General features: G+C 65.1%; 14 protein-coding genes. 7 read left to right on the forward strand and 7 right to left on the reverse strand.

The features are described 5' to 3' along the window. The first annotated feature begins 151 nt into the window (after nucleotides 1–151). Nucleotides 152–844 carry a phytanoyl-CoA dioxygenase family protein gene (locus ACQR0Z_RS01335; RefSeq protein ID WP_434917428.1) on the forward strand — a complete coding sequence of 231 codons (693 nt, stop codon included), beginning with the start codon at nucleotides 152–154 and terminating at the stop codon, nucleotides 842–844. A 199-nt stretch (nucleotides 845–1,043) separates the two neighbouring features. Here the strand turns inward: ACQR0Z_RS01335 and ACQR0Z_RS01340 are convergent, their stop codons facing one another. Together ACQR0Z_RS01340 and ACQR0Z_RS01345 are read right to left on the reverse strand one after the other, a co-directional pair. Then, the gene (locus ACQR0Z_RS01340) at nucleotides 1,044–2,690 is read right to left on the reverse strand and encodes a peptidoglycan-binding protein (protein ID WP_434917429.1); all 1,647 of its coding nucleotides are present in this window, start codon (nucleotides 2,688–2,690) and stop codon (nucleotides 1,044–1,046) included. Between the two features lie 170 nt (nucleotides 2,691–2,860). Continuing rightward, a complete protein-coding gene (locus ACQR0Z_RS01345) occupies nucleotides 2,861–3,949 on the reverse strand; it encodes a mandelate racemase/muconate lactonizing enzyme family protein (RefSeq protein WP_434917430.1) in 1,089 nt (362 codons plus the stop codon). Between the two features lie 131 nt (nucleotides 3,950–4,080). Here ACQR0Z_RS01345 and ACQR0Z_RS01350 point away from each other — a divergent pair, with 131 nt between their 5' ends. From ACQR0Z_RS01350 to ACQR0Z_RS01360, 3 genes are all read left to right on the forward strand, one after another. Then, entirely contained in the window at nucleotides 4,081–4,944 is an 864-nt protein-coding gene (locus ACQR0Z_RS01350) for an ornithine carbamoyltransferase (protein WP_434917431.1), read from the forward strand. Nucleotides 4,945–5,024: 80 nt separating this feature from the next. Further along, nucleotides 5,025–5,687 (forward strand): HAD hydrolase-like protein, encoded by a 663-nt coding sequence (locus ACQR0Z_RS01355; protein WP_434917432.1) that lies wholly within the window; start codon nucleotides 5,025–5,027, stop codon nucleotides 5,685–5,687. A 101-nt stretch (nucleotides 5,688–5,788) separates the two neighbouring features. After that, nucleotides 5,789–6,466 (forward strand): nitroreductase, encoded by a 678-nt coding sequence (locus ACQR0Z_RS01360; RefSeq protein ID WP_434917433.1) that lies wholly within the window; start codon nucleotides 5,789–5,791, stop codon nucleotides 6,464–6,466. A 156-nt stretch (nucleotides 6,467–6,622) separates the two neighbouring features. On the opposite strand, the gene ACQR0Z_RS01365 is transcribed toward ACQR0Z_RS01360, so the two are convergent. Next, a complete protein-coding gene (locus tag ACQR0Z_RS01365) occupies nucleotides 6,623–7,327 on the reverse strand; it encodes an alpha/beta fold hydrolase (RefSeq protein WP_434917434.1) in 705 nt (234 codons plus the stop codon). Between the two features lie 72 nt (nucleotides 7,328–7,399). Further along, nucleotides 7,400–7,879, reverse strand: coding sequence for an Lrp/AsnC family transcriptional regulator (locus tag ACQR0Z_RS01370; protein ID WP_434858101.1), 480 nt, complete (start codon nucleotides 7,877–7,879; stop codon nucleotides 7,400–7,402). Here ACQR0Z_RS01370 and ACQR0Z_RS01375 point away from each other — a divergent pair. Then, nucleotides 7,847–8,404: a nuclear transport factor 2 family protein gene (locus tag ACQR0Z_RS01375; RefSeq protein ID WP_434858102.1), complete on the forward strand. Its 558-nt coding sequence runs from the start codon at nucleotides 7,847–7,849 to the stop codon at nucleotides 8,402–8,404. The two genes, ACQR0Z_RS01370 and ACQR0Z_RS01375, sit on opposite strands and share 33 nt — an antisense overlap. Before the next feature lie 799 nt (nucleotides 8,405–9,203). Here ACQR0Z_RS01375 and ACQR0Z_RS01380 read toward each other — a convergent pair. Together ACQR0Z_RS01380 and ACQR0Z_RS01385 are read right to left on the reverse strand one after the other, a co-directional pair. Further along, nucleotides 9,204–10,118 (reverse strand): phosphoribosylaminoimidazolesuccinocarboxamide synthase, encoded by a 915-nt coding sequence (locus ACQR0Z_RS01380; RefSeq protein ID WP_434917435.1) that lies wholly within the window; start codon nucleotides 10,116–10,118, stop codon nucleotides 9,204–9,206. 39 nt (nucleotides 10,119–10,157) lie between these two features. Then, a complete protein-coding gene (locus ACQR0Z_RS01385; RefSeq protein WP_434917436.1) occupies nucleotides 10,158–11,075 on the reverse strand; it encodes a pirin family protein in 918 nt (305 codons plus the stop codon). A 140-nt stretch (nucleotides 11,076–11,215) separates the two neighbouring features. Between ACQR0Z_RS01385 and ACQR0Z_RS01390 the strand changes: the two genes are divergently transcribed. Both ACQR0Z_RS01390 and ACQR0Z_RS01395 read left to right on the forward strand, forming a co-directional pair. Beyond that, nucleotides 11,216–12,280: a helix-turn-helix domain-containing protein gene (locus ACQR0Z_RS01390; protein WP_434917999.1), complete on the forward strand. Its 1,065-nt coding sequence runs from the start codon at nucleotides 11,216–11,218 to the stop codon at nucleotides 12,278–12,280. Between the two features lie 141 nt (nucleotides 12,281–12,421). Next, complete coding sequence (locus tag ACQR0Z_RS01395) at nucleotides 12,422–13,828, forward strand: serine hydrolase domain-containing protein (RefSeq protein WP_434917437.1); 1,407 nt, start codon at nucleotides 12,422–12,424, stop codon at nucleotides 13,826–13,828. Nucleotides 13,829–13,836: 8 nt separating this feature from the next. Here the strand turns inward: ACQR0Z_RS01395 and ACQR0Z_RS01400 are convergent, their stop codons facing one another. Beyond that, nucleotides 13,837–15,204 (reverse strand): MmgE/PrpD family protein, encoded by a 1,368-nt coding sequence (locus ACQR0Z_RS01400; protein ID WP_434917438.1) that lies wholly within the window; start codon nucleotides 15,202–15,204, stop codon nucleotides 13,837–13,839. Nucleotides 15,205–15,317 lie beyond the last annotated feature (113 nt).

Below are 15,317 nucleotides of genomic sequence, written 5' to 3' on the forward strand. Positions count from 1 at the left end.
ATGCCTCAAACCAATCGACGGCTTTGGTACGGCGGCGCGAGCGCGGCGCAAGCGAAATCTTCGTCCATGTCGCCGGCGCGCAGGCGGCGCTTGCGCGGCGCAGATGCTTCGTTGAGGATGCGGCCTGGCCGACACGACACCTTGGGGCTGCATGACCGTCGCGCTGACCACGACCGCCACGACCCGCGTCGGAACGCTCGACGCCGCCGATGCGCGGCGTCTGGATATGGACGGCTATCTGCTGTTGCGCGGCGCGATCCCAACTGCGTGGATCGCCGCGCTGCGTGAGGCGTTCGAGCAGGGGTCGTTGCCATCGGACCAATGGCCGGTCCCGCGCGGCCGCGACTGGCGCCATGCGATGGTCGATGCCGACGCGACCGTCCAGCAACTCTGCCGCCTGCCCGCGATGCTGACCGCCGTGCATCACATCCTGCAGGCGCCGTTCTTCCTCGGCCAGGTCGAGGGACGCGAGCCGCTGCCTGGTGGCGGCCAGCAGCCGCTGCATCGCGACAGCGTCACGCGCGGGCGCAAGGAGGCGGTGTCCGCGCTGGTCTTTCTCGACGACTACGGACCGGACAACGGCGCCACGCAGATCGCGCCCGGCACACATCATCTCGACGCCGATGATGCGCAGGCGGCGCCGTTCGTCACGGCGGGCCAGGCCGGCGACATCCTGCTGTTCGATGTCGATCTGCTGCATGGCGCCACGCGCAACCGCAGCGGCGCGCGCCGCCGCTCGCTGCTGATCACCTACGCGGTGGCGACGCAATTGGAGGAGTGGCGGCGAACGCGTGACTTGCGCGCCGCGCGGATGGCGTATGACGAGGTGTTCGCCGCGTTGTAGAGACGTCTGTCGTATTTCGTAAAGCCAGCGAGCTCTCCGGCCAGTAGGCAGAGCAAGGCGAAGGCCCTATACCATCATCTCCACCTCCATGGACGCCGAGAAGAGCATCCTGGACTCTGCAAACTATTGTTCGAGACGACGACTGCCCTCCGAGCAACCGGATGCGATGGGAAATCGATCTGCGGGCCGCTTCGAGAATCTAGCTCTTGCGGCGTCCGAGAAGATCCGCAATTTGATCCGGTGTAAGGGTGCCATTGCTCAACGTGCTTCTCGCGGACTGGTACTTTCGAATTGCTGTTCGCGTGGCGGGTCCAGCCCGGCCATCAAGTCGGCCGTTGTAGAAGCCTTTCGTTTTGAGTGCCGCTTGAATGCTTCTCCACTGCTCGCGACTGATATCTTCTTCTCCAGTCGATGTGTTCGGACGCTCGGAACGGCTCGCCAGCCGGTCGACCTCGCTTTTCAGCTGGTCGAGGCGATCAGACATTGCTTTCATCGTCCGGTCGATGCGTTCGGCGGTTTCCAAGATCGTCGAGGTTCGCGTGGTATCGATGCCGATTTCGAGGATTCTGTCGTTCAGTCGCTTCAAATTCTGCTCGGCGCCTCCGAGTTTGCGTTCATTCTCCAGGATCATGTCCAGCTGCGGTTTCAGCCTTGCCTCGATATCCTTTGCAAGCTGTTGAACGCCCGAAGCAGCGCTTTGAGTGGCGATTTTGTGCTCGCTGATCGAGCGTAGCGTCTCCTCGGCAGTCGCCGCGGACGCCCGCATCGAACCTGCCTGAGCTTTCAAGTTGGTGACGTCGGTCGCGACGTCAGCGAGCGCGCTGATCTTGGGCGCCGAACTTGCAACAATGGCCTGTTTGTCGTCAACGTCTTTTGTTAGCAGAGCGATGTTGTTTCGAAGATCGTGAAGGTCACCGTCTCTTATTTTGCTCAGCGAGCTCTCAACATCTTCCTTGAGCTTCTTCTCGACCGTGGAGACGTTCGCTCGAATTTCATTAGCGACACGCTCCACGGCTTCATCTCGGATCTTCGTCGAGCGAGCCTCGAAATCGCGAAATCTTTGATTGATTTCGTTCTGTTGTCGGTCGAGCTCCGAAAGCATTAGCTTGCTTTGCGCATTGACCGTCTCGCGCGTTGCCTTGGCAAGCTCCTTGAGACTCGTTGTCTCTTTTTCACTCGTTTCTTCTAGAGTTTTTCGGAGCTCCAGTGTCTTGCCTCCCAGGAAGAGCGTTCCTCCTCCGGCGAGAAGCACTGCCGAAATCAGCAAAGCGCCGAGAAGCTTGATGGGCCACGACTCATAGAGTTTTTCCGTCGTCTTCCAGAGAAGCACGGCTTCGTCGGGCAGATCGATCTTCTTGGATTCCACGCTGTCCGTGGCCGAAGTCGCCGATGTGTGGGTGGTGTCGCCCGGAGTGGCCGCGGTTGAGGCCGTTGCTTTGGGCGGGATCGACCTGACGGTGCCGGTAAGAACGGCGCGGCGAATTTCGAGCAGAGTGGCAATGTTGTCCAGCCGCGCAATGATGGCACGGGCATCCTTCCGCGTCAGCAGATCGGCCGCAAGCACTCCCAACCTATCGATGCCATTAGGGTCGGGCCGAAGCAGACCTTTTTCCTGGACGTATTGGCGCAGCGCTTCGATTTGCCGATACAGGAGGAGTTCGTCCACCTCCGGAAGATTGGTTGCTCCGGACGGAGCAGTGCCCGTGCTCGATTGCTCGAGAATGGCCGCGACATTGTTGCGTGTCTGGCCCAGCAGATCGAGGGCAATGTCATAGTGCCGCACCCGGGGTGTCGGGATGCCGAAATAGGCGAGGACCGACGTCAACAGTTCAAGGATCTTGTTCACAGAACGACCTCCGCAAAGGAAGCGTTGGGCTTGCTCGATCTGATCGCGCCTTGATGGGCGCCGGTAAAATAGTCGCGTCGCAATCTAAGAGAGCATCGCACATAAGGTACGACCTTGATAGTCCGATGAGTGTGAAGATCCGACGACGCTGCCGCGCCGTTCGGCACGGGCTACGCCGCGAGTGCCGTCAATCCGACCCAGTCGAAACGGATGCCGTGACCCGGCCGCGACGCGGCCTGCGCCATGCCGTTCTCCAGCACCAGCGGGTGCTCGATGTAGCGGTCCAGGCCGAAGCCGTGCGCCTCGAGATAGGAGCGGTTCGGGCAGGCGGCGAGCAGGTGCACGGTGATGTCGTGCGCACCATGGCTGGTGACCGGCAGGTTGAAGGCTTCCGCCAGCCGCGCGATCTTCATGAAGGCGCTGACGCCGCCGCAATTGGTGACGTCGGGCTCGGGATAGGACACGGCGCCGGCGGCGATGTAGTTCTTGAAGTCCCACAGCGAGCGCAGGTTCTCGCCGGCCGCGATCGGCACGCCGCCGGCGGCGAGAATCCGCGCGTGGCCCGCGATATCGTCGGGAATGGTCGGCTCCTCCAGCCAGGTGAGGTCGAACGGTTGCAAGGCGCGCGCCGCGCGGATCGCCTCCTCCACCGTCCACTTCATGTTGGCGTCCGCCATCAGCGCAAAGCCGTCGCCGAGATGCTCACGCATCGCCTTCACGCGCGCGACGTCGGCGCCGCGATCGGGCCGCCCGACCTTCATCTTGATTGCGCGAAAGCCGCGCGCGAGATTGTCGTCGGTCTGCTTCAGCAGCGCATCGATCGAGAGGTCGAGATCGATGCCGTCGGCATAGCACGGCACGCGCGCATCGAAGCCGCCGAGCAGGCGGAACAGCGGCAGCGATGCCCGCCGGGCCTTCAGATCCCACAGCGCGATGTCGAGCGCCGACAGCGCCAGCACGACAGGGCCGCCGCGCCCGCCATAGTGCAGGCCCCACCACACCCGGTGCCAGATGGCCTCGGTGTTGTCGGCCTCGTAGCCTGCAACCAGCTCGGTGATCTCGCGCTTGAGAATGTCGGCCACGGCATAGCCGTTGCGGCCGACGGTGTAGGTGTAGCCTGTGCCCTCGGCACCGTCGGCGTCACGCACGCGGCAGGTGATCAGCTCGAACGCCGTCATCTCGCCATGCGTGCTGTCGGACAGCGTCACGCTGAGCGGAATGCGATACAGCCCGGTCTCGATCGTTGCGATCTGTGCCATCGACGCGGTTCCTTCCCTGGATTTTTCAGGAAGGTTATGCTCGTGGTGGGGGCAGGGCAATCGCGAACGGCGCATGACCGACACCGGCCTTCAGACCGATCGGCCCGCCCTTGAGGATGTGATGAGAGTGCATGGTGGGTGAGCGCGACATCCTGGCCCTGGGTGACCTCGACAGCTCCGATATCCTCGGCATGCTGACGCGCGCGCAGGAACTCGCCGCCTGCTGGCGGGCGCGCGCGATGCCGCAAGCGCTCGCAGGCCGCCGCATCGCGCTCGTGGTCGATGATGGCGGCTGGCGGAACACCACGGCCTTCGATCTCGGCGTGCAGGCGATGGGCGGTCTCTGCGTGCACGCGCCGATCCGTCTCAACGCGACGGAGGCGGTCGAGGATCTCGCCGCCTATCTCGACAACTGGTTCGATGCCGTGGTCTGCCGCACGCCGGAGCTCGAGATGCTCTATGCATTGTCGCACTGGGCGCAGGCACCGGTGATCAACGCCCGCACGCGGCAGAATCACCCTTGCGAGACGCTCGGCGACCTCGCCTTCCTGTGGCATCGGCGCGGCGCGATCGACGGATTGAAGATCGCCGTCGTGGCGCCGGCCGCGAACATCCTGGGCTCGTGGATCGAGGTCGCGCAGGTGCTTCCGATCGATGTCGTCCAGGTCTATCCGGCGCGGTGGCATGCGCAGGGCGAGTCACCGCGCTTCCACGTGACGACGGATCTCGCCGCCTTGCAGGACGCCGACGTGATCATCACCGATTGCTGGCCTGGGGATGATGAGGCCGGCGCCTTGCAGGACTATCAGATCACGGCGGCGCTGCTGGATGGCTTGCGGCCCGACGCGGACTTCCTGCCCTGTCCGCCGGTGACGCGCGGGCAGGAGGTCTCCGGCGACGCCATGCTGCATTCCGCGTATCGCTCGGTGCAGGCCAAGGCCTTCCTGCTGCACGCGCAGAATGCAGCGCTCGAATGGGTGTTCGGCACGCCCTGAAAAGGTTGAAGCGCGCGCGTTGATGCAATGATCGGACGCATCCGCGTTTACGCCGCGACCGGTCGCGCCTATGGTCGGGCATGTCCCAGGTTCACTCGGTCCTGCTCGACCTCGACGGCACCCTGATCGATTCGCGCCCCGGCATCGCCGCGAGCACGCTGGCCGCCTTGCGCTCGCTCGGACATGCGCCCGACGACACGCTCGACATCACCACCTTCATCGGCCCGCCATTGCAGGACATGCTGCGCGCGCTGCTGCAGGCTCATGGCGACCACCGGGTCGACGACGCCGTCGTGGCCTATCGCCAGCATTATGGTGATATCGGATTGTTCGACTGCGCGCTCTATCCGAACATCCGTGAGGCGCTGCAGGAGATGCACGGCGCCGGACTGCGGCTCCATCTCGCCACCTCGAAGCGCGAGCTTTTCGCGCGGCGCATCCTGGAGCATCTCGGCCTGGACTCCTTGTTCGCAGCCATTCATGGCTCGGTGCCCTCTGGGGCGTTGGATCACAAGCCCGAGCTGCTCGCGCATATTCTCTCGATGCGGAATATCGCCGCGTGCGACAGCGTCATGGTCGGCGATCGCCGCCACGACATCGCCGGCGCGCACGCCGTCAAGATGCGCAGCCTCGGCGTGCTCTGGGGCTATGGCAGCCGCGATGAGCTGGAGGCGGCCGGCGCTGACCGTCTGGTGGAAAGTCCGGCGGATCTATCGCGCATCGTGCTGTCGATGTTGAATTGAGCGCGCGCTGGGGTACCGTCCGGTGTGCCGTCAATCTTGCGCCGGGACGGGAAAGCCGCGAATATCCCGGCAAACAAACCCAGGGCAGGAATACCGCGCACATGCAGTTCGACGACGTCATCCTCGGCCGCCGCAGCATCCGCGGCTACAAGCCTGATCCGGTGCCGCGCGCGCTGATCGAGGAGATCATCACGCTTGCGATGCGCGCGCCGTCGTCAATGAACACCCAGCCCTGGAATTTCTACGTCATCACCGGCGAGCCGCTGAACCGCATTCGCGCCGGCAACACCGAGCGCATGGTCGCCGGCGTGCCGCAGTCGCGTGAGTTCCGCACGGGCCAGCCGTTCGCAGGCCATCACCGCGACCGCCAGGTACAGGTCGCCAAGCAATTGTTCTCCGCGATGGGCATCGCGCGCGACGACAAGGACAAACGCCAGGACTGGGTGCTGCGCGGCTTCCGCCAGTTCGACGCCCCGGTCTGCATCATCGTCACCTATGACCGCGTGCTCGACGGCAGCGACGACACGCCGTTCGATTGCGGCGCGGTGACGACGGCGCTGGTCAACGCCGCCTGGTCGCGCGGCCTCGGCGCCGTCATCAACAGCCAGGGCATCATGCAGTCGCCCGTCGTCCGCGAGCACGCCGGCATCGCCGACGACCAGATCATCATGAAGAGCATCGCGCTTGGCTGGCCGGATCATGATTTCCCGGCGAATGCCGTGGTGTCGGAGCGCAAGTCGGTGAAGGACGCGACGGTGTTCGTCGGGTTCGACGATTAGCTCAGGCACGCGAACTATAGGCTGGGCAAAGCAGCTGCGCAGGCGGCCGCGTGCCCACCGTCTATCCGCGCATGCTCCAGCAAGACGGTGGGCACGGCGTCACCGCGAACTCGCCCGGAGATGCACCGCGCTCTCGCCTTTGCCCACCCTGCCGATTCAATCGTGAACGGGTGCAACGCGCTCGCAGAACGCATCGATGACCATGGCCGCAGCTGTGGCATGAGTCGCCAGCAACATGTGGGGCGCATCAAGCTCGCACAGCTCGCAATCGGGCCGAGCCGCAAGGATGTCCGAGATTTCTCTCTGACCAATGAGCAGGTCCGCACTGCCGTGCATGCACAGCATCGGGCAGGTGGTCGCACGCAATCGGTCGCGCCGGTCGATCCGGAGCGCGTCTTTGGCCCGCGCGCGCAGGACCGCCGGCGGCAGCGAGCACAGGACGTCTTGCAGCCGTTGCCTGAGCTCCGGCGTTGTCGCCGATCCCATGATGGCCGCGGCCATGAGCGCCGACGGCATCCATCGCGCATCGAGCAGCCAAGTGAGCGGCGACATCCACCGCGGCAGCGGATGCCGCGCAAAGCTTGACGCAAGGATGAGCCCGGCGACTCGCGGGTTCGTGGCTGCGATCTCGATTGCAATCGGTCCAGAAAATGACTCCCCCAGAATGACGAAGCGATGCCGAGGCAAGCGCTCGCCGACGAACCGTGCGAGCTGGTCGTAGTCGAGGTACGGATCGAAGGGATAGGCGATGATGTGCGTAGGGCGGTTCGCCGACAGACGTTCGGCGAGGGGCTTCAGCAACTGTCCAGTCCCGTCCATGCCGGGCAGCAGGATGATCGGGGCGTTGGTGCTCAGGCCCATGACCAGGCTGCCGCGACCTCTTGCGCACGACTCCTCGAAATCATTGCTCTCACTCTCCGACTGTCCACACCCTCAGAGCGGTTCTGAAAGCGGCAACGGGGCCGTTGCCTTGCGGGTCTGAATGGCGATATTGCTTTTGACCTCCCGGACGATCGGCAGGTTCAGCAATCGTTCGACCAGGAAGCGCCGGTAGTGCTCCAGATCGGCCGTCACGACTTCGAGCAAGTAGTCTGAGTCGCCGGACACCAGATGACAGGCGAGGACTTCGGGCATCGCGCAAACGGTGTCCTCGAAGTCGAGCGCGTGCACGTTGGCATGTCCCTCGATCTTGACGGCGAGGAACGCCGAAAAGCCCAGCCCCACGCTGTCGCGGTTGAGCACCGCGCGGTAACCTTGAATGATGCCATCGCGCTCCAGCCGCTTCACGCGCCGAAGGCATGGAGAAGGTGACAGTCCGACGCGATCGGCAAGCTCGACATTGCTCAGCCGTGCATCAGCTTGCAGCTCGCGGATAATGCGATGGTCGATGGCATCGAGCGTGATTTTTGGCATGTCTCGCCCAATCCGGCTGCTGAAGGGACAATTCATTGCGCCGAGGATCGGGAGGTTAGCACAGTTCGCAAGGACATGCTGCGGCGTTCCGCGCCAAGATCAAGGGCAGTCAACACCACCCGTGAGCTGAACATGACCGATCCTGCACCGCCCCACACACTGCTTTCTACCGTCGATCGTTACTTCGACATGATGTTCGACTTCGACGTCAGCCGTTTCGATCGTGTGTTCGCACCCACAGCGCAGTTGCACGGCTTCCGCGATCAGGCGCTGCGCGTTCTGACCGCGGCCGAATATCGCCATGTGCTGGAAACAACTCCCTCGCCGGAAGCGAAAGCGGCGCCGCGTCAGCAAGAGGTGCTGCTGGTCGATCTGGCATCGGCAACGCAGGCGCTCGTGAAGGTGAGGGTCAGGATCGATCGGATCCTCTATCTCGACTATCTCTGTTTTCATCTGATCGACGGCGCATGGCGGGTGACCGCCAAGTCATTCCATGTCGAGCATCAGTTTGCGGAAGGCGATTGATGGCTGAGTGGTGTCGATCGCTGGCTGGGGTCGTGGCGCTTGCGCGAACGGTGACCCATCCGGGCGGGCAAAAAGACGCTTGCTAAAAATCAGAAATCATGCTTTGATACGCCCATCCCGTCCTCATGCAGAGGGGCGTACGCGTCGTCACGATACGTAGAGGCGGGGAGCGGTGGCCGCTTGTCTGTCAGGTGCTGATGCGCTGGACGATGGACAGCTCGCGGACGTTCAAGCCGTGTGGTCCTGGCGCCCCGATGCTGGCGCCAAGTCGGTGTGACGTGATCCTTGACAGGACGTGTCGCGCTGGCGACGGGGGCAAGAAAGCCCGGTCCCCGGGGAGAGCTCGGAGCAGACGTTAAACCCATCGCGCAGGGAGGGCCGGGATGTCTCGGCTGAACCTGTGGTGACCGCCGCGTGCATTCTTTTTCGCACGCGGGCCATGGGAGCAGCCAGCTCCCGGCCTTCCCTGCGCCCTCGGCATTTTCGGAGGGCTCTGTTTTGATCAACTCGGGCGCGACGGCGCTGCGGGCGTATTGGTGCGCATCATGATGATCTCGCCGAGCGGACCCCCACCCCCGACCCCTCCCCGTAAGGGGGAGGGGAGACGACAGAGCGTGCCTCTTGCCACAAGATTTCGAGCAGAAAGGCTGAGGAGTTCGAATTGACCAAGAAAGCGGCCGCAGATTGGCCCCTCCCCCTTGCGGGGAGGGGTCGGGGGTGGGGGTCCCCGATGCACACTGTCGATGATGCGCTAAGACAAAAAGCCCAACCCAACCGTCAACGCATGAGCCTACGATCCTCAGATCTTCAGCTCACTCCCCGTCACCCGACGGAACGCTTCGAGATAGCGCTGGCTCGTCGCGTCCACCACGCTTCGAGGCAGCGGTGGTGGCGGGGCTTCGCCGTTCCAGCGGCCCGCCTTGCGTTCGGAATCCAGATAGTCGCGCAACGGCTGCTTGTCGAAGCTCGGCTGCGGCTGGCCCGGCTGATAGGCATCGACGGCCCAGAACCGCGAACTGTCGGGCGTCATCACCTCGTCGATCAGGATGATGTTGCCGTCCTTGTCGCGGCCGAACTCGAACTTGGTGTCGGCGATGATGATGCCCTGCTCGCGGGCGAGCGTTTCACCCAGCGTATAGACCGCGCGCGTCATGCTCTCCAGCGTATAGGCCGTGTCGTCGCCGACCACCTCGCGCATCCGCGCAACCGTGATGTTCTCGTCGTGGCCGGTCTCGGCCTTGGTCGCCGGGCTGAAGATCGCGGGCTCCAGCTTCTGGCTCTCGACGAGGCCTGCGGCCAACTGCTCGCCGGCGAGCGTGCCGCTCGCGGCATATTCCTTCCAGGCCGAGCCGGAGAGATAGCCGCGGATCACGCATTCGATCGGAAACACGGTGGTGCGCTTGCACAGCATCGCGCGGCCCAGAATCTCCTTGCGATGCGGCTTCAGCTCGGGCACCGCGGCGATGATCTCATCCGTATCGGCCGAGATCATGTGGTGATGCACGACGCCTTCGAGCGCGCTGAACCAGTAGGACGAGATCTGCGTCAGCACCGCGCCCTTCATCGGGATGGTCTCGTTCATCACGACGTCGAAGGCCGAGATGCGGTCGGTGGTCAAGAGCAGCACGCGGTCGTCGCCGACGGCATAGATGTCGCGGACCTTGCCGCGGCCGATCTTCGGGAGCGGCAGATTGCTGGCGAGAAGCGTGGTCATCGGTTCGTGCCTTCGAAAGGGAGCATCGGCTCCCATAGCCTATTCCGGCAGCGGAATGAACTCGTGCTCCTGCGGAACGGCGGCGAAGCGGCCGGTTTTCCAGTCCTGCTTGGCCTGCTCGATCCGCTCCTTGCTGGAGGAGACGAAATTCCACCAGACGTGGCGCGGTCCCTCCAGCGCATCGCCGCCGAGGAACATCATCCGGGTCGGCTTGACCGTGCGGACGCTGATCGCGTCGCCCGGGCGGAAGATCAGCAGCCGCGGGCCCTCATGGCGCTCGCGCGCGATCTCGATCTCGCCGTCGACGATATAGATCGCGCGCTCCTCGTGGTCAGGATCAAGCGGCACGACGGTGCCGGCCTGCGCTGTGACCTCGACATAGAACCACGGCGAGACCATCGTCACCGGCGAGGCTTTTCCGAACGCCTTGCCGGCGATGATGCGCGCCGAAAAGCCGGTGTCGCTGACGGTCGGCAGCGCGCCCGCCGCATAATGCTGAAAGCTCGGCGCGATCTCCTCGGATTCCACAGGGAGCGCGATCCAGCTCTGCAGGCCGAGCATCTGCTGCCCGTTCTGCCGCTGCAGGTCGGGCGTGCGCTCGGAATGCGCGATGCCGCGGCCGGCGGTCATCAGGTTCATCGCGCCGGGCTGGATCTCCTGCACATTGCCCTCGCTGTCGCGATGCATGATAGCGCCGTCGAACAGATAGGTGACGGTGGCCAAGCCGATATGCGGATGCGGCCGCACGTCCATGCCCTTGCCGGAGACGAACTGCACCGGGCCGAAATGATCGAAGAAGATGAACGGTCCGACCATCTGCCGGCGGCCATGCGGCAGCGCGCGGCGCACGGCAAAGCCGTCGCCGAGATCGCGGGTGCGTGGCACGATGACATGCTCCAGCGCATCACAGGAGGTGGGGTCGCCGAATTCGGGATCGATCGATGGCTGCCAGCTCATGGGACGCTCCTGAAAAGTGGTTGCGCGAGCTTAGCAGTTTCGTGAAGGCGAGGGCAGGGCATGACGTCGCGACATCCGTGCGATTTGAAAGCCGCAAAGGCCCGGCCTAGAGTTCCGGCGCTGATATTGGACGTGTGATGATGCCGCTCGACCACCTCGATCTCGCCCTCCGCGCCGCAGCCATCGCGCTGCTCGCCATGCTGGCCGTGTCGTTGTGGCGTGATCTCGGCAGGCAGTCCGTCGGCCGGCTCGCCGTCGCGCTGGCGCTCGGCTCGGCCGCGCATGCGGCGACGTTCAACATCGGCGGCACCGCGGTGCCCTCGCTCGCCGCTGCGCCGCTGATCGCGCTGGCGACCGCTGACATCGTCGTGCTCTGGCTGTTCTGCCGCGCGCTGTTCGATGACGGCTTTGCGCCGCGATGGCAGCACGGCCTGATCTGGCTCGCGGTGTTCGGCTTCAGCCTGATCAGCTGTCTCGTACTCGGGCTGGCGGGGCATGCGCGGATCGTCATCGTCGCGAACAATTTGCTGGCGCTTGGTTTCGTCGGACTGACTCTGGCGCAGACGATCCGGTCGTGGTCGGCGGATCTCGTCGAGGGCCGCCGTCGCGTCCGTGCCTTTGTCGTCATCGCGGCGCTTGGTTACGGCGGCGTCAACGCGCTGCTGCAGATGGTCGCGGCTGGCAGTGGTCCGTCGGAGCTCGCCAATGTCGTCAATGCCGCGATGTTCTTGGCCGTCATCGGCGCCGTCGCTCTGATGCTGCTGAAGGTCGGTGCGTCCGACGTGTTCGCTCCCGAGGCGCCGCATGACGCGATAAGCGTGCCGGAGCCGGTTGTCGCGGCCCAGCCTGCCGCCAACCGCAAGCTGGTCGACGCGCTGATGCGGCTGATGGCCGACGAGCGTATCTACCGGCAGGAGAACGTCACCATCGGTATGCTGGCGACCCGGCTCGCCATTCCTGAATACCGGCTGCGTCGTCTCATCAATGGCGAGCTCGGCTACCGCAACTTCAACACCTTCCTGAACAACCACCGCATCGAGGAGGCCAAGGCCGCGCTCGCCGATCCCACCCAGGCCGAGGTGCCCGTGATTACCATCGCGATGGACGCCGGTTTCCAGTCGCTCGGCCCTTTCAACCGCGCCTTCAAGGCGGCGACGGGCGTGACGCCGACCGAGTTCCGACGCATGAGGCTGGCCGCGGCGTGATGGTTCGAGCGCTGACATCAAAGGAGAATTTCGAAATCGGCGAGCTCGCCGCGCGTTTCGGCGGTTGCATGTTTCAAAATCGGCGAGCCGTGCGACGGCCGCTGCGGTGTGGTCCGGCAGGTTCATCTGCCGGAGCTTCCCATGACCCGCCGCCGCCTGCTTCTCGTCTTCGTGTCGACTGTCGCTGTGACCGCCCTTGCGCTCGGCGTCGCCCGGGCCCGCGATGTGCCGCAAGTGGCGACGGGCTTCATCGCCAGCGTCGTGTGCTCGGAGACCTTCGTCTCCGGCCTCGATCCGGAGCGTGTGCTGGCCGAGACACGCGACGCGATGCCTGGTGCTGGCCTGCTGACCTGGGCCATGAATGTCCAAGTGGACCGGGCCACCAAGGACGTCACCGTGACGCTGCTGGGGCTCGGCCGCAGTCATGCGGTCTACCGCGACGGCCTCGGCTGCCATCTCGATCATGGCGAGGCGGCGGGATGGCCGGCCATCCGGCTGCCCACGCCCTCGCCGGCCTTGCCAGCCGAGATCGGCCCTCCGCGCCCCGTGGAGCCGGCCACGCCGGCCTTGGCCGCCGCCCTCGACCGGGCCTTCGCCGAGCCGCAAGCGTCGCCGTTTCGGCGCACCCATGCGGTGGTGGTGCTCAAGGACGGCAAACTGATCGCCGAACGCTATGCTCCCGGCTTCGCGCTCGACACGCCGCTGCTCGGCTTCTCCGCAACCAAGTCGATGACCGCGACCCTGATCGGCATCCTCGTTCGCCAGAACAAGCTCGCTTTGCATGCGCCCGCACCGGTCGCGGCCTGGCAGGGCGAGGCCGATCCGCGCCACGCCATCACCGTCGATCACCTTCTCCGCCACACCGCCGGGCTCGCGCTCGGCAGCTCGCTGCAGGCCTCGTTGCTGTCGGCGCTGGAGCCGGTCAACCGGATGAAGTTCGTCGAGCCAGACCGCGCCGCCTTCGCCGAATCCATACCGCTCGAAACCGCGCCGGGCGCGGTCAGCAACTATCACGACGGCAACACCGTCATTCTCTCGCATCTCATCCGCGCCGCTGCCGGCGGCAGTGCCGCGGATGTCCTGCGGTTTGCGCATCGCGCGTTGTTCGATCCGCTCGGCATGCGCAACGTCACCATCGAATTCGATGCCGCCGGCACGCCGGAAGGATCGAGCCAGATGCTGGCCACCGCGCGCGACTGGGCGCGGCTTGGCCAATTGTATCTCGACGATGGCGTGATCGCCGGCCGCCGCATCCTGCCCGCCGGCTGGGTCGATTGCGTCAGCACCCCGACTCCCGGAGCCTTCGTCGGCCTCGGCGCCGGCTTCTGGACCAACCGCGGCGACAGCTTTGGCGCTACCTATCGCGTCTCCCACGGCTGGCCGCGCGATGCCTTCTTCGCCAAAGGCACGCTCGGCCAGTATGTCGTCGTCATCCCTTCGGAGCGCCTGGTCATCGCGCGCTTCGGCCGCACCGTGAATTGGCCGCCGGAGGCGGACGGCGTCGGCCAGCTCGTGAGCGAGGTGATCGCCGCGACGCGTGGGGAGTGATGCTTGGATCAGGCTCTCCCCAAAGCGGTGGCTTGCTCGACGCGATCGAACCGCTCCAAGGAGAGAATCGCATCGGCAAAAGTTTGCGCGCGGCTGCTCAGCACCGGCCGCGCCAAGGTGATGAACTTGTCGCTCATCGCCTGCGCCGTCGGAAACGACGTCGGCTCGCCCGAGGGATCATCATGCATCCGCTCGTGCACGCCGTCCTCGGTGGTGATGGTGACGCGCGCGCCGAAGGGATGGCTGCGGCCTTCCAATTTGTCGTCCTGCACGACGTCGAACTTGTCGGCGAGGCTGTTGATCGCGCTGTCACCCAGACGCGTGTAGTCGTCCCAGCCGAAGCGGCCCTGGTCGAGCGCGAGCGCGCCGGTGAAGAACATCGAGAACTGGCCGCCGACGATCGAGGTCGGATGCCGCTTGGTGCTCGCGTCGCCGGTCAAGGTGATGCCGTTGCGATGCAGGCCGACCTCGACGCGCTTGACCTGGTCCGGCGTCAGATTGTGCTCGCGGCGCAGCGCGATGATGGCGTCGATCGCCGCATGGGTATAGCGGCAGCTCGGATACGGCTTCACGCCGATCTTCATCGTCTCGTAGGTCGTGCCGAGACCCGCGACCGCCTTCTCATGATGCGGCGTGTCGGTGTAGCCGACCAGGAGCCCATGCTTGCCCTCGACGGATTCGATCGCGCCGACGAAATCATTCTTGGCGAGCGTCGCCGCGATCACGCCGTTCATCGCCGACGCCCCGACCTGATAGCGCTTGTTCCAGGCGCCGTTGACGAGAAACTGCAGCGAGCCCGCCGCCTGGCTGCCGGAGACGCCGAAGGCGTAGACGAGCTGCTGCTCGGACAATCCGAACAGCTTGCCCGCGGCCGCCGCTGCGCCGTAGGTGCCGGCGGTCGCGGTCGGGTGGAAGCCGCGCGCATAATGCGAGGTCGGATCGAGCGCGTTGCCGAGCCGGCAGCACACCTCATAGCCGGCGACGATCGCGGTCAGCACCTCGCGGCCGGACGCGCCGACCATCTCGCCGACGGCGAAGGCGGCGGGTACCACCGGCGCGCTCGGATGCAGCGAGGAGTCCGCGTGGGTATCGTCGAAGTCGAGCGAATGCCCCATCGTCCCGTTGAGCAGCGCCGCCACGGCCGGTGTCCACGTCCGGGAGTCACCGAACACGGTGGCCTCGCCCGCGGCATCCAGCTTCAACGCCGCCAGCATGTTGACGACCGACGGCGTCGATTCCGCCTCGCGCCGGGCGCGGATGGCGCTGCCGAGAAAATCGAGCGTCAGCACCTTGGCGCGGTCGAGCACCTCGGGCGGGATATCGTCATATTTCAGGTCGGCGACATAGGCGGCGAGCGTTGCGGTTTCCTGGGCCATCGTGTTTCCTCACATCGTTGCGGCGACCGTAGGCAGACTGATTCCGGCTTTCAAGCCGGTTCCGCGTTGCGAAGGGCTGCCATGCCGGGACCGCGCTGGTCCGTTCGAGGTGA

This window comes from Bradyrhizobium sp. HKCCYLS3077 (assembly GCF_051167555.1).
Classification (GTDB): domain Bacteria; phylum Pseudomonadota; class Alphaproteobacteria; order Rhizobiales; family Xanthobacteraceae; genus Bradyrhizobium.